This window comes from Mycolicibacterium elephantis DSM 44368 (assembly GCF_004014805.1).
Lineage (GTDB): Bacteria > Actinomycetota > Actinomycetes > Mycobacteriales > Mycobacteriaceae > Mycobacterium > Mycobacterium elephantis.
The window spans coordinates 12,217-31,137 of the sequence record NZ_ATDN01000089.1 but is presented as its reverse complement, the minus strand read 5'-3'; the positions used below and the strand labels follow the sequence as shown (position 1 = coordinate 31,137).

At 69.8% G+C, this 18,921-nt stretch carries 19 protein-coding genes; 13 read left to right on the top strand and 6 right to left on the bottom strand.

Going from position 1 to position 18,921, the window contains the following annotated elements; translation table 11 throughout:
- Positions 1–41 precede the first annotated feature (41 nt).
- The 3 genes from MELE44368_RS25835 to MELE44368_RS25825 are packed head-to-tail and all read right to left on the bottom strand — an operon-like array spanning position 42 to position 3,479.
- Positions 42–1,523: a flavin-containing monooxygenase gene (locus MELE44368_RS25835; RefSeq protein ID WP_128111069.1), complete on the bottom strand. Its 1,482-nt coding sequence runs from the start codon at positions 1,521–1,523 to the stop codon at positions 42–44.
- Positions 1,520–2,497, bottom strand: a complete 978-nt coding sequence (locus MELE44368_RS25830) for an alpha/beta hydrolase (protein WP_128111068.1) — start codon at positions 2,495–2,497, stop codon at positions 1,520–1,522. The genes MELE44368_RS25835 and MELE44368_RS25830 overlap by 4 nt, the downstream gene beginning before the upstream one ends.
- A gap of 22 nt (positions 2,498–2,519) precedes the next feature.
- A complete protein-coding gene (locus tag MELE44368_RS25825; RefSeq protein ID WP_128111067.1) occupies positions 2,520–3,479 on the bottom strand; it encodes an alpha/beta hydrolase in 960 nt (319 codons plus the stop codon).
- On the opposite strand from MELE44368_RS25825, the gene MELE44368_RS25820 reads away from it, so the two are divergent.
- The 8 genes from MELE44368_RS25820 to ribD all read left to right on the top strand — a co-directional run bounded on the left by MELE44368_RS25820 (position 3,478) and on the right by ribD (position 12,710).
- Positions 3,478–4,227, top strand: a complete 750-nt coding sequence (locus MELE44368_RS25820; RefSeq protein ID WP_206613869.1) for a lysoplasmalogenase — start codon at positions 3,478–3,480, stop codon at positions 4,225–4,227. The genes MELE44368_RS25825 and MELE44368_RS25820 overlap by 2 nt on opposite strands.
- Positions 4,214–6,223, top strand: coding sequence for a primosomal protein N' (locus tag MELE44368_RS25815; protein ID WP_128111065.1), 2,010 nt, complete (start codon positions 4,214–4,216; stop codon positions 6,221–6,223). The genes MELE44368_RS25820 and MELE44368_RS25815 overlap by 14 nt, the downstream gene beginning before the upstream one ends.
- Before the next feature lie 38 nt (positions 6,224–6,261).
- Positions 6,262–8,076, top strand: coding sequence for a DUF2207 domain-containing protein (locus tag MELE44368_RS25810; protein WP_128111064.1), 1,815 nt, complete (start codon positions 6,262–6,264; stop codon positions 8,074–8,076).
- On the top strand, positions 8,070–8,606 hold the full coding sequence (locus MELE44368_RS25805) for a LemA family protein (RefSeq protein WP_128111063.1): 537 nt from the start codon (positions 8,070–8,072) through the stop codon (positions 8,604–8,606). The genes MELE44368_RS25810 and MELE44368_RS25805 overlap by 7 nt, the downstream gene beginning before the upstream one ends.
- A gap of 106 nt (positions 8,607–8,712) precedes the next feature.
- Entirely contained in the window at positions 8,713–9,642 is a 930-nt protein-coding gene (gene fmt, locus MELE44368_RS25800) for a methionyl-tRNA formyltransferase (RefSeq protein ID WP_128111062.1), read from the top strand.
- Positions 9,639–11,033 carry an RsmB/NOP family class I SAM-dependent RNA methyltransferase gene (locus tag MELE44368_RS25795; RefSeq protein WP_128111061.1) on the top strand — a complete coding sequence of 465 codons (1,395 nt, stop codon included), beginning with the start codon at positions 9,639–9,641 and terminating at the stop codon, positions 11,031–11,033. Before fmt ends, MELE44368_RS25795 begins: the two co-directional genes overlap by 4 nt.
- A 4-nt stretch (positions 11,034–11,037) precedes the next feature.
- A complete protein-coding gene (rpe, locus tag MELE44368_RS25790) occupies positions 11,038–11,712 on the top strand; it encodes a ribulose-phosphate 3-epimerase (RefSeq protein WP_128111060.1) in 675 nt (224 codons plus the stop codon).
- Positions 11,709–12,710: a bifunctional diaminohydroxyphosphoribosylaminopyrimidine deaminase/5-amino-6-(5-phosphoribosylamino)uracil reductase RibD gene (gene ribD, locus MELE44368_RS25785; protein WP_128111059.1), complete on the top strand. Its 1,002-nt coding sequence runs from the start codon at positions 11,709–11,711 to the stop codon at positions 12,708–12,710. The genes rpe and ribD overlap by 4 nt, the downstream gene beginning before the upstream one ends.
- A gap of 27 nt (positions 12,711–12,737) precedes the next feature.
- On the opposite strand, the gene MELE44368_RS25780 is transcribed toward ribD, so the two are convergent.
- Positions 12,738–13,298 (bottom strand): type 1 glutamine amidotransferase domain-containing protein, encoded by a 561-nt coding sequence (locus MELE44368_RS25780; protein WP_206613868.1) that lies wholly within the window; start codon positions 13,296–13,298, stop codon positions 12,738–12,740.
- Between the two features lie 135 nt (positions 13,299–13,433).
- Between MELE44368_RS25780 and MELE44368_RS26830 the strand changes: the two genes are divergently transcribed.
- Complete coding sequence (locus MELE44368_RS26830; RefSeq protein WP_164890234.1) at positions 13,434–13,604, top strand: hypothetical protein; 171 nt, start codon at positions 13,434–13,436, stop codon at positions 13,602–13,604.
- Positions 13,605–13,614: 10 nt separating this feature from the next.
- Here MELE44368_RS26830 and MELE44368_RS25775 read toward each other — a convergent pair whose 3' ends face one another.
- Positions 13,615–15,243, bottom strand: coding sequence for an MFS transporter (locus tag MELE44368_RS25775; RefSeq protein ID WP_128111058.1), 1,629 nt, complete (start codon positions 15,241–15,243; stop codon positions 13,615–13,617).
- Positions 15,243–15,938: an LppX_LprAFG lipoprotein gene (locus MELE44368_RS25770; RefSeq protein ID WP_128111057.1), complete on the bottom strand. Its 696-nt coding sequence runs from the start codon at positions 15,936–15,938 to the stop codon at positions 15,243–15,245. The genes MELE44368_RS25775 and MELE44368_RS25770 overlap by 1 nt, the downstream gene beginning before the upstream one ends.
- A 44-nt stretch (positions 15,939–15,982) precedes the next feature.
- On the opposite strand from MELE44368_RS25770, the gene MELE44368_RS25765 reads away from it, so the two are divergent.
- The 4 genes from MELE44368_RS25765 (at position 15,983) to MELE44368_RS25750 (ending at position 18,921) form a co-directional block, all read left to right on the top strand.
- Complete coding sequence (locus tag MELE44368_RS25765; RefSeq protein WP_128111056.1) at positions 15,983–16,594, top strand: riboflavin synthase; 612 nt, start codon at positions 15,983–15,985, stop codon at positions 16,592–16,594.
- An 83-nt stretch (positions 16,595–16,677) separates the two neighbouring features.
- Entirely contained in the window at positions 16,678–18,003 is a 1,326-nt protein-coding gene (locus tag MELE44368_RS25760; RefSeq protein ID WP_128111055.1) for a bifunctional 3,4-dihydroxy-2-butanone-4-phosphate synthase/GTP cyclohydrolase II, read from the top strand.
- Positions 18,000–18,479, top strand: a complete 480-nt coding sequence (gene ribH / locus MELE44368_RS25755; RefSeq protein WP_128111054.1) for a 6,7-dimethyl-8-ribityllumazine synthase — start codon at positions 18,000–18,002, stop codon at positions 18,477–18,479. Before MELE44368_RS25760 ends, ribH begins: the two co-directional genes overlap by 4 nt.
- Positions 18,472–18,921, top strand: coding sequence for a PH domain-containing protein (locus tag MELE44368_RS25750; RefSeq protein ID WP_128111053.1), 450 nt, complete (start codon positions 18,472–18,474; stop codon positions 18,919–18,921). The genes ribH and MELE44368_RS25750 overlap by 8 nt, the downstream gene beginning before the upstream one ends.

Genomic DNA, 18,921 nt, shown 5'->3' with positions numbered 1-18,921 from the left:
GCCAAAATCAGCCATTGCGTCGGTCTCGGCGCGACTACGGGCTACGCGCTGAACGCGTAGTCGTCGATCGGGAAGCGGCGGGCGCGCCAGTGCGCCTCCAGCGTGGTGGCCGGCCGTAGCGGCACGTCCCCGTTCGGGTCGAAGTAGTAGCTGTTGGCCAGCTTGCAGCTGTCCTGCCAGAAGATCTGACGATGCCGCTTGCGCATCATCTCGGCGAAGTAGCGGTCGTTGGCTTCCTGTTTCACCTCGACGCGGGTGGCGCGGTTGAGCCGGGCGTGGGTCAGGCACCGCACGATGTGGTGGGTCTGGGCCTCGATCAGCGCGAAGTAGGAGCTTCCGACGTATCCGTACGGCCCGAACACGGTGAAGAAGTTCGGGAAGCCGGGGGCGCTGACGCCCTCGTAGGCCTGCAGCCGCTGCTCGTTCCAGTAACCGCTGAGCGAGCGCCCGCCCGGCCCGGTGACCGCGTAGGTCGGCACGCTGTCGGGATCCATCACCTTGAAGCCCGTCGCCAGGATGAGCACGTCGATATCGCGGGTGTGCCCGTCGGCGGTGGCCACCCCCGAGCCCGTGACCTTCTCGATCGACTCGGTCACCAACTCGACGTTGTCGCGGTTGAACGTCGACAGGTAGGTGTTGTGGAACCCGGGGCGTTTGCAGCCGACGGCGTAGCGCGGCGTGAGCTTGTCGCGCACCACCGGGTCCTCGACCTGCTGGCGCAGATACGCCTCACCGAACTTCGACATCCGCTTGGCCATCGGGTTGAGCGTGAAATACTGCGCCGGCAGCGTGAACGTCAGCTCGACGTAGGCCTGGCTGAGCAACCGCTGCACCGTGTGGCCGCCGGGCAGCCGCATCAACTTCCGCACCAGCGGCGAAAGCGGCACATCGGGTTTCGGGAAACACCAGATCGGGGTGCGCTGAAAAACGGTGAGCCGCTCCACGATCGGCGCGATCTCCGGGATCACCTGCACGGCCGATGCGCCGGTGCCGATGACCGCGACACGTTTACCGGTCAGGTCCTGGGTGTGGTCCCAGCGCGCGGTGTGCATGGTGACGCCGCTGAACGAGTCGACGCCGTCGATGTCGGGGAAGTTCGGTGTGATCAGCACGCCGCACGCGTTGATCAGATACCGGGCGGTGATCACCCCGCCGGGATCGGTGCGGATGTGCCACAGGTTGGCGTCGTCGTCGAAGTCGGCGGCCAGCACCTTGGTGTTGAACCGGATCTTGTACCGCAGGCCGTACTTGTCGACGCAGTGTTCGGCGTATGCCTTCAGCTCGTGGCCCGGCGCGTAACTGCGCGTCCAGTTCGGGCTCTTCTCGAAGGAGAACTGATAGGAGAACGACGGAATGTCCACGGCGATACCGGGATAGGTGTTCCAGTGCCACGTGCCGCCCGGGCCGTCACCGGCCTCGAGCACGAGGTAGTTGCCCATGCCGGCCTTGTCCAGCTTGATCGCGGCCCCGATGCCGGAGAAGCCGGCGCCGACGATGACGGTGTCGTAATCCGGCGCGGTCATGACGTCTGCCGCCCGGGATGCAGTGCGGCCTTCAGCGCAGCCAGCCCACGGTTGGTCGCCTCAGCGGCGGCGGGCACCACCAGCGCGAAGTTGACGTAGCCGTGCACCAGCGTCGGCTCGTTGCGCAGCTCAACGGAAACGCCTGCAGCGCGCAGCAATTCGGCATATCGCGCGCCGTCGTCGCGAAGGGGGTCGTATTCGGCGGTGCCGATGAACGCCGGCGGCAGCCCGGACAGGTCCGCGGTGTTGGCCGGGGCCAGCGTCGGCGGCAACTTGGCGGGGTCGCTGAGATCCATGTCGCCCAGATACCAGTGCAGGAACGCCGCCACCACGTCGCGGTCGAGGATCGGGCCGTCGGCGTTCTCGATCATCGACGGCAGCTGGGTGTCCCCGGTGGTCGACGGGTACCACAGCAGCTGGAAGACCAGCGGTGGCCCGCCTTGGTCGCGGGCCAGCTGCGTCATCACGGCCGAGATGTTTCCGCCCGCCGAGTCGCCGGCCACCGCGATGCGGCTCGGGTCGCCGCCGAGCTCCGCGGCGTGTTCACCGACCCATCGCAGCGCGGCCCACGCATCGTCGATGCCCGCCGGCCAGGGATGCTCGGGTGCGAGCCGGTAGTCCACCGAAACGACGATCGCTTCGGCGCCGACCGCGTGGCTGCGCGCCACCGGATCGTGGGTGTCCAGGTCGCCGATCGACCAGCCGCCACCGTGGTAGAACACGACGACCGGCAGGTTCTCGTGCTGCTCGACGGGCGGCCAGTAGATCCGCACCGGGATGTCGGTGATGTCGCCGTAACCGACCGTGCGTTCCTCGATCCGCATCTCCGGCAACAACTCCGGCGGCGCCTTCATCTGTCGCATCTGCTCGCGTGCGACCTCGACGCCGTCTTCGGCGGTGAACTTGAACGGAAACGCGTCGAGCAGCGCCTGCATCGTCGGGTCGATACCGGGCCGCGCCGTGGGATCGGTCATGTGCCCACGGTAGCGCGTGTGATCATCGATGCAGCACGTCGCGCAGCACCGCCAAGCCCCGGTCAGCGGCCTCCGTGGCCGCGGGCACCACGCCCGCATAGGCGAGGTAGCCGTGCACCAGCGCCTCGGCGTTGTGCAGATCCACGGATACCCCGGCGGCCGCCAGCAACTCGGCGTAGCGGATGCCGTCGTCGCGCAGCGGGTCGTGACCCGCGACGGCGACGTAGGTCGGCGGCAGCCCGGACAGGTCCTTCGCGCGGGCGGGCACCAGTGTGGCCGGCGGATCCGACATGTCCAGATCGCCGATGTACCAGCGGGTGTAGCCGCTGCACGCGGCAAGGTTGAGCACCGGGGCGTCGGCGTTCTCGGCGAAGGACGGCAGCGTGGTGTCGAACGTGGTGGACGGGTACCACAGCAGCGTGAACGCGATCGGCGACCCGCCCGTGTCGCGCGCCAACTGAGCCACCACCGCCGCGAGGTTGCCGCCTGCGGAGTCGCCGGCAACGGCGAGCCGAGCCGGATCCGCGCCCAGCTCCGCGGCGTGCTGCCCCACCCACCGGGTGGCCGCCCAGGCGTCGTCGACGGCGGCGGGGTAGGGGTGCTCGGGGGCCAGCCGGTAGTCCACCGACACCACCACCGCACCGGCGCCGACGGCGTGCATGCGGGCGGTGCCGTCGTAGGTGTCGAGGTCGCCGACCGACCATCCGCCGCCGTGCAGGTACACCACGACGGGCACGGTGGTGCCGTCGGCCTCGGGCGGCCAGTACACCCGGGTCGGGATCGGGCCGTCGGGCCCGTCGATGACGTGGTCCTCGCTGCGTACTTCGGGATGCACCTCCCTGCGCGGCAGCTCGGCGAACCGGCGGCGCGCGGCCTCGGGTCCGCCGTCGGTTGTCAACTGAAACGGAACCGCCTCCAGTACCTTCTGCAAGATGGCATCTATCGGTTCGCGGACAACCGACTTCTCGTCAGCAGCGGACATGGGGACACCGTACGTTCACCGCCGGACCAGGCTGCTGTGGGTGGCCGCGGTGGTGGTCGCCGTCTGCTACGGCCTCTTCCTCATCGTCACCGCGCTGCGGCTGCCCGCCGGGGCGGAGCTGACGGGGCAGTTCGCGCTGCAGCCCGCGGCCAAGGCGCTGGCCGCGGTGCTGTTGGCCGGGGCCGCGCTTCATCACCCGATCGCGCGGGAACGACGCTGGCTGGTCGGCGCCCTGCTGTTCTCGGCCGCGGGCGACTACCTGTTGGCGATGCCCTGGTGGGAAGCGTCGTTCGTGCTCGGGCTGTCAGCATTCCTGGTGGCCCACCTGTGTTTCTTGGGCGCGCTCGTGCCGCTGATGGTGCGGTCGGCGCCGGGGACGCTGGCTGCGGGTATCACCGTCGCGGCCTGTGTGGCGCTGCTGATCTGGTTCTGGCCGCGGCTGCTGGACGAGGGGATGGCCGTGCCCGTCACGCTCTACATCGTGGTGCTGGGGGCGATGGTGTGCGCGGCGCTGCTGGCCCGGTTGCCGACGCGCTGGACGGCGCTGGGCGCGGTGTGTTTCGCGGTGTCGGACGCGATGATCGGCATCAGCAAGTTCGTGCTGGCACCGGAGAACGCCGAGGCGCTGGCGGTGCCGATCTGGTGGGTGTACTCGGCCTCGCTGGTGCTCATCACCGCCGGGTTCTTCTTCGGCCGTGTCGCGAACGTTCCTTACCGCTCGAATTTGCGGGGAAATGTCGAGCGGTAAGGAACGTTCGGCCGCAGCCGAGCACGAGCCGATCGCGCGCGTGCTTCCCATGCTGTCGGTGCCACACCTCGACCGGGAGTTCGACTACCTGGTTTCCGCGGAGCAGTCCGACGACGCGCAGCCCGGGGTGCGGGTGCGGGTGCGGTTCTCCGGTCGGCTGGTGGACGGGTTCCTGCTCGAAAGGCGTTCGGACACAGACCATGTCGGCAAGCTCGGCTGGCTCGATCGGGTGGTGTCGGCCGAACCGGTGTTGACCCCCGAAGTGCGTCGGCTCGCCGATGCGGTCGCCGCGCGTTACGCGGGCACCCGCGCCGATGTGTTGCGGCTGGCCATCCCGCCGCGACACGCCCGCGTCGAAAAGCAGCCGCTCGCCGACCCGGCACCGTTGTCCGTCAACCCCGTTGACCCCGCGCCGTGGTCGGTCTACGGCCGCGGTGAGCGGTTCCTGGCGGCGCTGGGCGACGGCCGCGCCGCCCGCGCCGTCTGGCAGGCGCTGCCCGGTGAGCGCTGGACCGACCGACTGGCCGAGGCCGCGGCCGCCACGATCCAGTCCGGGCGCGGTGTGCTGCTGATCGTGCCGGATCAGCGCGACATCGACGCGATGTATGCCGCCGCGGTCCGGCACGTCGACGAGGGCGCTGTGGTGGCGCTGTCGGCGGGGCTGGGCCCCGCGCAGCGCTACCGGCGGTGGCTGGCGGTGCTGCGGGGCACCGCCCGGCTGGTCATCGGCACCCGCAGCGCGGTGTTCGCTCCCGTCGGCGACCTCGGCCTGGTGATGGTGTGGGACGACGGCGACGACACGCTTGCCGAGCCCCGCGCGCCGTACCCGCACGCCAGGGAAGTCGCGATGCTGCGCGCGCACCAACTGCGGTGCGCGGCGCTGATCGGCGGCTACGCCCGCACCGCCGAGGCTCAGGCGCTGGTGCGCAGCGGCTGGGCGCATGACCTGGTGGCGCCGCGCACGGCGGTGCGCGCCGCGGCCGCCCGCGTCATCGCCATCGAGGACAGCGGCTTCGAGCAGGAGCGCGACCCGGCCGCGCGCACCGCGAGGCTGCCGTCGATGGCGTTGCGGGCCGCGCGCACCGCGCTGGAGAAGGGCGCCCCCGTGCTGGTGCAGGTGCCACGCCGCGGATACGTGCCCGCGCTGGCGTGCAACCGCTGCCGCACCGTGGCCCGCTGCAGGCACTGCACCGGCCCGCTGTCATTTCCGGACCGCGACGCCGCAGGGGCGGTGTGCCGGTGGTGTGGCCGCGGTGACACCGCGCTGCGCTGTGCGCGCTGCGGATCCGACGCCGTTAGGGCCATGGTCGTCGGCGCCCGCCGCACCGCCGAGGAACTCGGACGGGCCTTCGCAGGAGCGACCGTCATCACCTCCGGGGGCGACGCGATGGTGCCGACGGTGGCCGCGGCACCCGCGCTCGTGGTCGCGACACCGGGCGCCGAACCGGTCGCCGCCGACGGATACGGCGCCGCGCTGCTGCTCGACAGCTGGGCGTTGCTCGGCCGCCAGGACCTGCGCGCCGCCGAGGACACGCTGCGGCGCTGGATGGCCGCCGCGGTTCTGGTCCGCAGCCGGGCCGACGGCGGCGTGGTGGCCGTCGTCGCCGAATCGGCGATTCCCACTGTGCAGGCGCTGATCCGATGGGACCCGGTGGGCCACGCCGAGGCAGAGTTGGACGCCCGCGCCGAGGTCGGGCTGCCACCCGCGGTGCACATGGCCGCGGTCGACGGTTCACCCGAAGCGGTGCGCGCACTGCTCGATACCGTTCAAATACCCGATGCCGCAGAGGTTCTGGGTCCGGTAGACCTGCCGGTCGGAGCGCGGCGACCGCCGGGTACCCCGGCCGACAGCCCGGTGAGCCGGATGCTGGTGCGGGCGCCCCGCGGCGAGGGCCTGGCCCTTGCCACAGCCCTGCGCCGCGCCGTCGGCCTGCTCAGCGCACGCCACGATCATCAGCCGGTTCGTGTGCAAATGGACCCGTTGCACATAGGGTAATGCGCACACGGGCGGATCGTGGTGAACCGGAGGTGCGAATGCGGCGGCTACTCCTGTTGCTCATCCCGTTGGTACTCATCACGTTTGGCCTGTTGTCCCCCCTGGTCTTCGATTCGGTGACGCAGGAGGCCACCGACATCTCGGACCCGGTCGTGATCAGCGAGTACCGGGCCAACTTCGCGGTCACCGCCGACGGCCGCCTCGACGCCGCGGAGACCATCACCGCCGAATTCCCGAGCGGGCGCCACGGCCTGTTCCGGTATTGGGATGTCGCCAACCCCAACGTCGCCGGGGTGCGCCAGCGGCCACAGATCACGTCGATCCTGCTCGACGGGGAACCAGCGAAGTACCAGATGCTGTGGGAGAACGGCACGCGGTTTCGGGTCGCCAAGATCGGCGACCCGGACGCCTATCTGCGCCCGGGCACTCACGTCTTCGAGATCCGCTACACCATCGACGGGGTCCTTGATCCGGCAAACATCGGCGCCGACAAGCGGTTTGCCGGGTCCGTCGGTCAACCGCGGTCCGCGGAGTCGGTGTTCTTCTGGAACGTGATCGCACCGTCGTGGAACAACTACATCGAGCGCGCCGACATCTCCATCAAGATGCCCGGCGACGTTCCCAGCGTGCAGTGCTCGGTCGGTCACGGTGTGGGACGACCCTGTCGCGCCCTGACGGTTTCGGCGCGCACCGTGCAGCTCTCGGCGGTCAACCTGCCGCCCCGCACCCCGGTCACGGTGCGCGCGGAAGTAGACGTCCCGACGCCGCCCCGCACCGAACTGCCGTGGCCGCAGCGGTGGGACGGTGTGCTGGGCGACTCGGTGGCGGGCGTGCTGTGGGTGGCCGGGCTCACCCTCGCCGCGGTGTTGATCGCGACGCTGTGGTACGGCCGAATCCTGGAGACTCCACCCGGTTTTCCGCTGCAGTACAGCCCGCCGGACGGACTCGGGCCCGTCCAGCTCGAATACATCCGCACCGAGGACGTGCCCGCCAACGGGCTCACCGCGACCCTGTTCCACCTCGCCGACCGCGGGCTGATCGAACTGCGGCAGATCAGCGCCAAGCACTGGAAGATCCGCGGGATCGCCGACGAGGGCGCGTGGGCGGACGTCGACCCCGTCGCGGTCGCGGTCGGGTCGAAGCTGAAGGTGATGGGGCCGGGTAGGGAGTTCGACGCCAAGAAGACCGTCAAGTCGGGGGAACGGCTCAGCGCCGCGAAGAACGACATGGCCGCCGCGGTGCGCAACTGGGCGTCCGACGAGGGTCTGCTCGTCAAGAAGCGCTCCGAGTGGTGGCTGCGGGTCGCCAACGTCGCGGCGTTCGTGGCGATGATGGTGTGCTTCTTCCGATGGTTCGGCCTCCCCAACACGCTGTGGGCACTGCCGTTCGCCGCGTTCTTTCTGTTCACGACGCCGTCCTGGTTGCCAGGCGTCGGCACTCGTCGGACCGCCGCCGGACGCGAACTATGGTCGCGGGCAGGGGGATTCCACCGGCTGCTGGCCACCGACTCGGCTGAGAGCCGGTTCGACTTCGCCGCCCGCAAGGATCTCTACACGGCCTACATCCCGTTCGCGGTGGCCGCGGGCGCTGCGGCGCTGTGGGCCAAGAAGTACGAGGCCGCGATGGGCGAGCCTGCCCCGCAACCGGATTGGTATCACTCGTCGTCATCGACCGGTTGGGGCTTCAGCAGCGGTTCAGGCGGTGGCGCGGACTTCGACAGTTTCGAGTCGGCGCTGTCATCGTCGATCGGGGCCTACACCGCCTCGCAGTCGTCCTCGTCGTCATCGTCCGGCGGTGGCGGCGGGGGAGGCGGCGGCGGTGGCGGCGGCGGAGGAGGAGGCGGATCATGGTGAGGATCCTGCTGGTCATCGCGCTGATGCTCGCGGTGGCGGCACTGGTCAGCTTCGTGGTGGGCTACAACAGGATTCGCGCCGCTGATGTCCGGGTCGCCGAGGCGTTGTCGGGCATCGACGTGGAGTTGATGCGGCGAGCCTCGCTGATTCCCAGCCTGGTGCACACCGTGCAGACGTTCGCCGTGCACGAGAAGGCCATCCTCGACCACGTCACCAACGCCCGCGCGGCGCTGGCGTCGGCGACCGCGGGCAAGTCGGTGGCCGAGCGCAGCGCCGCGGAGAAGCAACTCGACAGCGCGCTGATTCCGCTGCTGGCCCTCGGCCAGAACTATCCGCAGCTGAATTCGTCGGAGAACTTCCTGAACCTGCAGAACAACCTCGCCGACACCGAGAACAAGCTGGCGTTCGCCCGTCAGTACTACAACGACGCGGTGGCCACGTTGAACCGGCTGATCACCACGATCCCGTGGATGTTCGTGGCGCCGTTGGCCGGGGTGGGCGAACGCGAGTACTACCAGACGCCGCGGTGAGAGCGCACAACTAACTTCGCGAGACCTACCCCAGGGCTGTCGCGCCGCACCGCGACCATGGCGTAGATCTCGACGAGAGCCGAAACGCTCTCTCTAGACTGGCTCGGTGCGCATCGTCTTCGCCGGCACCCCGGAACCAGCCCTGCCGTCGCTGCGCCGGCTGATCGAATCGCCGCGCCACGACGTCATCGCGGTGCTGACCCGGCCGGACGCCGCGTCGGGCCGGCGGGCCAAACCCGCGCCGTCGCCGGTGGCCCGGCTCGCGCTCGAGCACGGCATCCCGGTGCTGCGTCCGCGGCGGCCCAACTCCGAGGAGTTCATCGCCGAGCTCAGCGAGCTGGCCCCGGACTGCTGCGCGGTGGTGGCCTACGGCGCACTGCTCAGTGAGCGGCTGCTGGCGGTGCCCCGCCACGGCTGGGTCAACCTGCACTTCTCGCTGCTTCCGGCCTGGCGGGGCGCCGCGCCGGTGCAGGCCGCGATCGCCGCGGGCGACACCGTGACCGGGGCGACGACGTTTCAGATCGAGCCGGCCCTGGACTCCGGACCCATCTACGGCGTGGTCACCGAGACCATCCGCCCGACCGACACGGCCGGTGATCTCCTTGACCGCCTGGCGGTTTCGGGTGCCGCGCTGCTGGAGACCACCCTGGACGGCATCGCCGACGGTTCGCTGAAACCGGTGCCGCAACCCTCCGACGGCATCAGCGTCGCCCCCAAGATCACCGTCGAGCAGGCCCGGGTGCGGTGGGATCTGCCCGCCCACGTGGTCCATCGGCGCATCCGTGCGGTCACCCCCAGCCCCGGCGCCTGGACCATGATCGGCGACCTGCGGGTCAAGCTCGGCCCGGTGAGCATCGATGACGCCGCGGATCCCTTGGCCCCGGGGGTGATTCGGGTCGACCGAGACGGTGTGCGGGTCGGCACCGGGTCGCAACCGGTGCGCCTCGGCACGGTCCAGCCCCCGGGCAAGAAATCGATGAACGCGGCCGACTGGGCCCGCGGCGCCCGGCTCGACGACTCGGCGCGGGCCGAATGACCAGACCCCGCCGCGGCCGGCCACCGCGCCGAAAGCCGCTGGACCCCGCCCGCCGTGCGGCTTTCGACGTGCTGCGCGCCGTCTCGGAGAAGGACGCCTACGCCAACCTGGCGCTGCCTGCGCTGCTGCGTGAGCGTGGGATCAGCGGCCGGGACGCGGCGTTCGCGACCGAGCTGACCTACGGCACCTGCCGTACGCGGGGTCTGCTGGACGCGATCATCAGCCATGCGGCCGGACGCCCGCCCGACCGCATCGACCCGGCCCTGCTGGACCTGCTGCGGCTGGGCGCCTATCAACTGCTGCGCACCCGGGTGGAACAACACGCCGCGGTCTCCACCACCGTCGAACAGGCCGCTATCGAATTCGACTCTGCTCGTGCGGGTTTCGTCAATGCGGTGCTGCGCACCATCGCGGGGCGGGACGAGGACGCCTGGGTGCAGGAGCTGGCGCCGGACAAGAACGCCGATCCGATCGGCCACGCCGCGTTCGTGCACGCGCACCCGAGATGGATCGCCCAGGCGTTCGCCGACGCGCTCGGCGGCCGGGCCGCAGAACTCGAGGAGCTGTTGGCCAGCGACGACGCCCGGCCGGCGGTCCACCTGGCCGCCCGGCCGGGGGTGCTGACCGCTGAGGAGCTGGCCGCACAGGTCGGCGGGACCGTCGGCCGCTATTCGCCCTACGCGGTGTACCTGACGGGTGGAGACCCCGGCCGGCTGGAACCGGTGCGCACCGGCGCGGCGCTGGTGCAGGACGAAGGCAGCCAGCTGGTGGCGAGGGCGCTGACGCTGGCCGAACTCGACGGGCCCGACACGGGGCGGTGGCTCGATCTGTGCGCGGGCCCCGGCGGAAAGACCGCGCTGCTGGCCGCGCTGGCCGCCGTGCGCGGGGACGCCGAGGGCGCCGCCGCCCGGGTGACGGCGGTGGAACCCAACCCCCGGCGCGCCGAGCTGGTCGAGCTGAACACCCGCGGCCTGCCCGTGGAGGTGCTGCGCGTCGACGGCCGCCGGACCGGGCTGGAACCCGGCTTCGACCGGGTGCTGGTGGACGCGCCGTGCACCGGCCTCGGCGCGCTGCGGCGCAGGCCGGAAGCGCGGTGGCGGCGCGAGCCCGCCGACGTGCCGCGGCTGGCGAAGCTGCAGCGTGAGCTGCTGGCCGCCGCGATCGGGCTGACGCGGCCCGGCGGGGTGGTGCTCTACGCGACGTGCTCACCGCATCTGGCCGAGACCGTCGGCATCGTCGCCGACGCGCTGCGTCGCCACCCGGTGACCGCGCTGGACGCCCGGCCGTTGTTCGACCCGGTCGACGGGCTGGGCGACGGGCCGTACGTGCAGCTGTGGCCGCACCGGCACGGCACCGACGCGATGTTCGCGGCCGCGCTCAAAGTAGGGTGAGCCCATGGGGAAGCCCTTGATCTCGGCGTCGATTCTGGCGGCGGACTTCGCGAGGCTGGCCGAGGAGGCCGCCGCCGTGAAGAACGCCGACTGGCTGCACGTCGACGTGATGGACAACCACTTCGTGCCGAACCTGACCATCGGGCTGCCGGTGGTCGAGGCGCTGCTGCCCACCACCGACATCCCGATGGACTGCCATCTGATGATCGAGAACCCCGACCGCTGGGCACCGCCCTACGCCGAGGCCGGCGCCCACAACGTCAGCTTTCACGCCGAGGCCACCGACAACCCCGTCGCCGTGGCCCGCGACATCCGCGCCGCGGGCGCCAAGGCCGGCCTCGGGGTCAAGCCCGGCACGCCGATCGAGCCGTATCTGGAGATCCTGCCCGAGTTCGACACGGTGCTGATCATGTCGGTGGAACCCGGGTTCGGCGGGCAGAGTTTCATTCCCGAGGTGCTGCCCAAGGTGGGCGTCGTGCGGCGCCTGATCGACGCGGGCGAGCTGTCTATCATCGTCGAGATCGACGGCGGCATCAACGCCGACACCATCGAGCAGGCTGCGGAGGCCGGGGTGGACTGTTTCGTCGCCGGTTCGGCGGTGTACAGCGCAGCCGACCCCGCCGCAGCGGTGGAGTCGTTGCGTCGGCAGGCGGCCGCCGCGTCAAAGCACCGTCGATGAACCTCGAGGCCGCCATGCGGTTGGCCATCGAGAAGGCCGACGACGTCAAAGGGCGGACATATCCGAACCCGCCTGTGGGCGCGGTCATTCTGGACCGCGACGGCGAAGTCGCCGGGGTCGGCGCCACCGAACCGCCGGGTGGGCCGCACGCCGAGGTGGTCGCGCTGCGCAGGGCAGGGGAGCGCGCGGTCGGCGGAACCGCGGTGGTGACGCTGGAGCCGTGCAACCACCACGGCCGAACCCCGCCGTGCGTGGACGCGCTTGTGGCAGCAGGGGTTTCGAGGGTGGTCTACGCGGTGACCGATCCGAACGCGGTGGCCGCCGGCGGCGCGGTGCGATTGGCCGACGCGGGTGTCGAGGTCGTCGCGGGCGTGCTCGCCTCAGAGGTGGCGGGCGGGCCCCTGCGGGAGTGGCTGCACAAACAGCGCACCGGATTGCCCCATGTGACATGGAAATTCGCCACCAGCATCGACGGTCGCAGCGCCGCGGCCGACGGCAGCAGCCAGTGGATCACCAGCGAAGCGGCCCGCGCCGACGTGCACCGCAGACGCGCGGTCGCCGACGCCATCGTGGTCGGCACCGGAACGGTTTTCGTCGACGACCCGGCGCTGACGGCGCGGTTGCCCAACGGTACGCTCGCCGAGCACCAGCCGCTGCGGGTCGTGGTCGGAGAGCGTGAGATACCTTCTGACGCAAAGGTTTTGAACGACGACTCGCGCACCATGTTGATCCGCACTCGTGATCCCAACGAGGTGCTGAAGGCGTTGTCGGATCGCACCGACGTGCTGGTGGAGGGCGGGCCGACGCTGGCAGGCGCATTTCTTCGGGCCGGTGTGATCGACCGCATTCTGGCCTACGTGGCGCCGATCCTGTTGGGCGGCCCGGTGACCGCGGTGGACGACGTCGGCGTGCTGTCCATCGCCCACGCCCAACGATGGCGCTTCGACGGCATCGAACCGATCGGTCCCGACGTGTTGCTCAGCCTGGTACCCGCCTGATCCTCTACGGGTGGGCCTGCTTTGGTGTCACTCGCTCTTGGCGAAGGTCTCGACCAGTGTGCGGCAGAACGCGGGCAGGTCGGCGGGTTTGCGGCTGGTCACCAAAGTGTTTGGGCCACGCGAGCATTCGACGACTTCGTCGTCGACCCAGTTCGCGCCGGCGTTGACGAGGTCGGTCTTGACGCTAGGCCAGGACGTCATCGTCCGCCCACGCACCACGTCGGCCTCGATCAGCGTCCACGGCGCGTGACAGATCGCCGCGACCGGCTTGCCCGCGTCGAAGAAACCCTTCACGAACGCGACGGCGGCGGCGTCGGTGCGCAGCAAGTCCGGGTTGGCGACGCCGCCGGGCAACACCAGCCCCGCGTAATCCGACACCTCGGCGTCGGAGGCGGACTTCTCCGCGTCGAACGTGTCAGCCGGCGTCAGGTGGTTGAACGCCTGGATCTTGCCGACCTCGGTGGAGACCAGTTCCGGGGTTCCGCCGGCCTGCTCGACCGCTTTCCACGGCTCGGTCAGCTCCACCTGTTCTGTGCCCTCGGGGGCGACCAGGAACGCAATTTTCTTGCCGTCCAGTGAACTTGCCATGAATCTTCTCCCGTGACGTTGTGGTCAACGACACGCATACCCGCCGGTTCGGGCAGCCAATCAGTGGTGCGGGCATCGGTACACTCGTACCGAAATGGCACTCACGCTATGTGAGCACAACTGGAGGACACGAGCATGACTGCGTTGCAGGATTGGCTCAAATACCGCCCGATGGGCCCACGGAGCCTCAAAGCGTTGGTCTGCAGTGTGCTGCGGGATCGGTCTGAGGCCGGGCAGGCGCCCGACGAGGATTCGACCCGCCGGGACGAGCCGGTGCTGATCCAGCCCGGTATCGAGCGCTGCTGAGCCCGACCGCCTAGCCGCGGTCGCGTCCGCCAGGCGTCGGCGCGTCGATCAGATCGGTCGGCGCGCCCCCATCCCCATCACCGTCGGCTGTGGGCCCGACCTCGTCGGCGTGCTCCTTTCGACCGCTGACCAGCAACCCGACCAGGGCACCGATGACACACACCACGGCCGTGGCCAGGAAGATGTCGCCGTACTGCATCGCGTAGGCCTCGAGGGTGGCCTGGCGCAGCCGAGTGGCCTGCGCAAGCAGCTGGCCGCCGAGGGAATCGTCGGGCGGCATGGGCTGCGCGGCGAGCCGTTCCTGCAGGTACTGGTTGAACTTGTACAGCCCCCAGGCGGTCAGCCCGGCCAGACCGATGAGCATGCCGATCATCCGTGCCACCACCACGGCGGCCGACGCGATGCCGTGCTGAGCTGCGGGGACCACCCGCAGCGTGGCCGAGGTCAGCGGGCCGATCACCAGGCCCAGCCCCAGGCCCGCGACGGCGAGGTCGGTGTCGAGCACGGGCAAGGTGATGAAGCCGAGGTCGTGGTGGCGAGACAGCACGTCGATGTGCCAGTGCGAGATCAGCAGATAACCGCCGGCGGCGATCATCAGGCCGACGAACGTGACGATGCGGTCGCCGACCCGGGTGGCGATCCACCCGCCGATCACCGCGCCGATGGGCAGCGCGATCAGAAAGCGCAGCAGCAGCATGACCGCTTCGGTCTGGTCCTTGCCGAGCACACCCTGGCCGAACAACTCGATGTTGACCAGCGTCACCATCAGCGCCGCGCCGGCGCACAGCGAGGCCCCGAGCGCCGCCAGGAACGGGCGGAAATGCACGCCGGCGGGTTCGATCAGCCGGGTGCGGGCGAACCGCTCCCAGACGAAGAACGCCACCAGCGCCACGGCCGCGGCGATCAGCACCGGCACCCCGTAATCGGGCAGGATCTTGTGGCCGTCGGGGGCCGGGTTGTACAGCCCGATCACGATCAGGCCGAGCGCGATGGCCAGCAGCACGCCACCGACCACGTCGACCCGCTCCGGGTTCTCGGGTTTGAGCCTGGACGGCAGGCTGAAGTGAATCAGGATCATCGCCACCGCCGCCAGCGGCACGTTGATCCAGAACACGTCGCGCCAGGTGTTCAGCGCCGCCACTACCGCGATGCCGTACAACGGGCCCAGCACGCTGCCCAGCTCCTGTGCGGCGCCGATCCCGCCCAGCACCGCGGCGCGGTTGCGGCTGGCCCACAGGTCCGCCGCCAATGCCAGCGTGACCGGTAGCAGCGCGCCGCTGGCGACGCCCTGGATGGAGCGGCCGATCACCATCGGAAGCAGGTCGTTCGACAGCGCGGTGACCACCGAACCCACCGCGAACCCGGCCAGGCTGCTCTGCAGGATCAGCTTGCGGCCGAACCGGTCGGAGGCGCGGCCGAGCAGCGGCATCGCGGCGATGTATCCGAGCAGGTAGCAGGTGATGATCGGGGTCACCTGCTGCAGCTGGTTCACCGGTATCCGCAGGTCGATGATGATGTCGCGGATGATCGCGACGACGACGTAGGTGTCCAGCGCGCCGAGCAGCACCGCGAGGCTGCCCGCGCTGATGGCGACCCTGCGGCTGCCGGTCTTCGGTGCGGTGTCGGTCAGGGTCTGCATCAGATGGCGGGCTTGGTGACCGTCACCGGCTTGCCCCAGTCCGACAACGTCATGGTGATGCTGCCTTCCGGTGCCGTCTGCAGGGTGATCTGCATCAACGCGTGGTCACCCTCTTCGGCGATCCAGGCAGTGGAGGGCACCGGTTCGGTGGCCCCGATCTGCGGGGCGATCTTGTTGACGGCTTCGGCGCTGACGGTTCCGGCGATGCGGACCGTCTCGACGCCGTTGATGGTCTCGCGGCCGTCGGACTTGGCGTCGGAGAAGTCGGCCAGCACGTTCGCGAGCCCGATTTCGGGGTTGAGGATGGCCGAGACGTCGTAGATGTCGGCCGCCGGACCGAAGTCCTGGAATGCGCCCGCGCTGATCGCGGCGTACAGGGTGCCGTCGAGCACGACGAACTCGACGCCCTGCAGGCGCTGGCCCATGAACAGCATGTTGGCCGAGCCCGCGGCGGCGACGGCGGGAACGTTCGTCAGGTCGCCTTCGATCGACTCCAGCGGCAGCGCGGGAATCTCGCCCTGCACCGTGAGCCTCAGGTGAACGCTGGTCTGGCCCCTGGTGGTGTCGGTCGACTGCGTGAGCAGTGTCGCCGCGTCGGGGAGGTCTTTTCCGGAGTCAGCGGACTTGGAACAACCTGCGAGAAGAGCGAGGACAGCGAAGAGGGCGGCAAAGATCGCTACTGGGCGGGTCTGCATGGAATGCATCGTAGAGGGTCTCGGCGGCTGGTTACTCTGTCGGCGTGTTCACCGGAATCGTCGAAGAACTGGGTGAGGTCGTCGCTAGGGAGGACTTCCGTGACTTCGCGCGGCTGGTCATCAGGGGGCCGCTCGTCACGTCCGACGCTGGCCACGGCGATTCCATCGCGGTGAACGGCGTCTGCCTGACCGTTGTCGAAGTGTTACCCGACGGTGCGTTCAGCGTCGACGTCATCGGGGAGACGTTGCACAGGACGAGCCTGCGCATCATCGGGGTGGGCAGCCGGGTCAACCTGGAACGCGCCGCGGCGGTCAACAGCCGGCTCGGCGGCCACATCGTGCAGGGCCACGTCGACGGCACCGGACACGTGGTCGCGCGCACCCCGGCCGAGCGCTGGGAGGTGGTGCGCATCGCACTGCCCACCGCATTGGCGCGCTACGTCGTCGAGAAGGGCTCGATCACCGTCGACGGCGTGTCGCTGACGGTGTCCGGGCTGGGCCACGACTGGTTCGAGGTGTCGCTGATCCCGACGACCCTCGAGACAACCACGCTGGGCACCGTCGAGGTCGGCGCCCCCGTCAATCTCGAGGTCGACGTCATCGCGAAATACGTCGAGCGGTTGCTCGATGCCAGAGACGGCCTGATCGGCGAATAGCCCCCGATCCGCCCGGTCGCAGCATCGGCCCAGCTCAGGGGGCTGGCAATAAGATCCGGGCCCTGGTGGTTCATACTGATGAGATGACGAGGCTGGACTCTGTGGAGCGGGCGGTTGCCGATATCGCCGCGGGGAAGGCCGTCGTCGTCGTCGATGATGAGGATCGCGAAAACGAGGGCGATCTCATCTTCGCCGCGGAAAAGGCCACACCAGAGCTCGTCGCGTTCATGGTGCGCTACACCTCCGGATACCTGTGCGTGCCGCTGGACGGCGCGATCTGCGACCGGCTCGGCCTGCTTCCGATGTACGCGGTGAACCAGGACAAGCACGGCACCGCCTACACGGTCACCGTCGACGCGAAGTTCGGTGTCGGAACGGGTATTTCGGCTTCGGATCGTGCGACGACGATGCGCCTGCTCGCCGACCCGTCCAGCACCGTCAACGATTTCACCAAGCCCGGTCACGTGGTTCCGTTGCGCGCCAAGGACGGTGGGGTGCTGCGTCGGCCGGGACACACCGAGGCCGCCGTCGACCTGGCCCGGATGGCGGGCTTGCAGCCCGCCGGCGCGATCTGCGAGATCGTCAGCCAGAAGGACGAAGGCGCGATGGCGCAGACCGATGAGCTGCGGGTGTTCGCCGACGACCACGATCTGGCCCTGATCTCCATCGCCGACCTCATCGAGTACCGGCGCAAGCACGAAAAGCACATCGAACGTGTCGCGGAGGCACGTATCCCGACCCGGCACGGCGAGTTCCGCGCCGTGGGTTACGCCAGCATCTACGAGGACATCGAGCACGTCGCGCTGGTCCGCGGCGACATCGCCGGCCCGCACGGCGACGGCCACGACGTGCTGGTGCGCGTGCACTCGGAATGCCTGACCGGCGACGTGTTCGGTTCGCAGCGCTGCGACTGCGGCCCGCAGCTCGACGCCGCGCTGGCGATGGTGGCCCACGAGGGCCGCGGCGTCGTCCTCTACATGCGCGGCCACGAGGGCCGCGGCATCGGGCTGATGCACAAGCTGCAGGCCTACCAACTGCAGGACGCCGGCGACGACACCGTTGACGCCAACCTCAAGCTCGGCCTGCCCGCCGACGCCCGCGACTACGGCATCGGCGCGCAGATCCTCGTCGATCTCGGCGTGCGCTCGATGCGGCTGCTGACCAACAACCCCGCCAAGCGCGTCGGGTTGGACGGCTACGGGCTGCACATCATCGAACGCGTGCCGCTGCCGGTGCGGGCCAACAAGGAGAACATCCGCTACCTGATGACCAAGCGGGACCGGATGGGTCACGACCTCATCGGGCTCGACGATTACCACGAAGCGACCACCATGGACTCCTACGACGAGGGCGTCTACCTGCTCGGTGACCGCAGGCCGAGCGATGTGGATCTCGGCGGAGCCCTATGAGCCCAGCGGCCGGTGTTCCCGACCTGCCACAGCTCGACGCGTCAGACTTGAAGTTGGCCATCGTGGCCAGCACGTGGCACCAGACGATCTGTGACGCCCTGCTCGACGGTGCGCGAAAGGTGGCCGCGGACGCGGGAATCGACAACCCCACCGTGGTGCGGGTTCTCGGCGCGATCGAAATCCCGGTCGTGGCGCAGGCATTGGCGGCCGACCATGATGCGGTGGTCGCGCTGGGCGTGGTGATCCGCGGCGAGACACCGCATTTCGACTACGTGTGTGACGCCGTGACACAGGGCCTCACCCGGGTGTCGCTGGATGCGTCCACTCCCGTCGCCAACGGCGTGCTGACCACGAACACCGAGGCGCAGGCGCTGGACCGCGCCGGGTTGCCGACGTCGGCCGAGGACAAGGGCGCCCAGGCGGCCGCGGCCGCGCTGTCCACCGCGCTGACCCTTCGCGGCCTGCGGCATGGCTGACTGGGACCTGCAGGTACGGCCGCACCTGACACCGTATTTCGTGTATGCCGCGGCGGCGGTGATCCTGGCCGCGCACATCACGGTCGGGGCGCTGCTGAAGATCGCGTCGACCGGGGTCATCTTCCGGACCGCCGACCAGGTGGCGATCGCGCTGCTCGGCGTGGTGATCGCCGGGGCGGTCCTGTTGCTGGCCCGGCCCCGTCTCCGGATCGGCGCGGAAGGTGTCGCGGTGCGAAACCTGTTCGGCTACCGGCTGATTCCGTGGTCCGATGTCGTCGACGTGTCGTTCCCGGCCGGGGCGCGCTGGGCGCGGGTGGACCTGCCCGACGACGAGTACATCCCGGTGATGGCGATCCAGGCCGTCGACAAGGACCGCGCGGTGGAGGCCATGGACCAGGTCAGGGCCCTGGTCCGGCGATACAAGGCCAGCAACTCGCGCTGA

Excerpts from the sequence above, each read along its gene's own strand:
- MELE44368_RS25815 (WP_128111065.1), top strand. The coding sequence starts at position 4,214 with ATGTCGAGCGGTAAGGAACGTTCGGCCGCAGCCGAGCACGAGCCGATC.
- MELE44368_RS25770 (WP_128111057.1), bottom strand. The coding sequence starts at position 15,938 with ATGCAGACCCGCCCAGTAGCGATCTTTGCCGCCCTCTTCGCTGTCCTC.
- MELE44368_RS25805 (WP_128111063.1), top strand. The coding sequence starts at position 8,070 with ATGGTGAGGATCCTGCTGGTCATCGCGCTGATGCTCGCGGTGGCGGCA.
- MELE44368_RS25795 (WP_128111061.1), top strand. The coding sequence starts at position 9,639 with ATGACCAGACCCCGCCGCGGCCGGCCACCGCGCCGAAAGCCGCTGGAC.
- MELE44368_RS25750 (WP_128111053.1), top strand. The coding sequence starts at position 18,472 with ATGGCTGACTGGGACCTGCAGGTACGGCCGCACCTGACACCGTATTTC.
- MELE44368_RS25825 (WP_128111067.1), bottom strand. The coding sequence starts at position 3,479 with ATGTCCGCTGCTGACGAGAAGTCGGTTGTCCGCGAACCGATAGATGCC.
- MELE44368_RS25760 (WP_128111055.1), top strand. The coding sequence starts at position 16,678 with ATGACGAGGCTGGACTCTGTGGAGCGGGCGGTTGCCGATATCGCCGCG.
- rpe (WP_128111060.1), top strand. The coding sequence starts at position 11,038 with ATGGGGAAGCCCTTGATCTCGGCGTCGATTCTGGCGGCGGACTTCGCG.
- ribD (WP_128111059.1), top strand. The coding sequence starts at position 11,709 with ATGAACCTCGAGGCCGCCATGCGGTTGGCCATCGAGAAGGCCGACGAC.
- MELE44368_RS26830 (WP_164890234.1), top strand. The coding sequence starts at position 13,434 with ATGACTGCGTTGCAGGATTGGCTCAAATACCGCCCGATGGGCCCACGG.
- MELE44368_RS25775 (WP_128111058.1), bottom strand. The coding sequence starts at position 15,243 with ATGCAGACCCTGACCGACACCGCACCGAAGACCGGCAGCCGCAGGGTC.
- MELE44368_RS25830 (WP_128111068.1), bottom strand. The coding sequence starts at position 2,497 with ATGACCGATCCCACGGCGCGGCCCGGTATCGACCCGACGATGCAGGCG.
- MELE44368_RS25780 (WP_206613868.1), bottom strand. The coding sequence starts at position 13,298 with ATGGCAAGTTCACTGGACGGCAAGAAAATTGCGTTCCTGGTCGCCCCC.
- MELE44368_RS25820 (WP_206613869.1), top strand. The coding sequence starts at position 3,478 with ATGGGGACACCGTACGTTCACCGCCGGACCAGGCTGCTGTGGGTGGCC.
- MELE44368_RS25835 (WP_128111069.1), bottom strand. The coding sequence starts at position 1,523 with ATGACCGCGCCGGATTACGACACCGTCATCGTCGGCGCCGGCTTCTCC.
- MELE44368_RS25810 (WP_128111064.1), top strand. The coding sequence starts at position 6,262 with ATGCGGCGGCTACTCCTGTTGCTCATCCCGTTGGTACTCATCACGTTT.
- ribH (WP_128111054.1), top strand. The coding sequence starts at position 18,000 with ATGAGCCCAGCGGCCGGTGTTCCCGACCTGCCACAGCTCGACGCGTCA.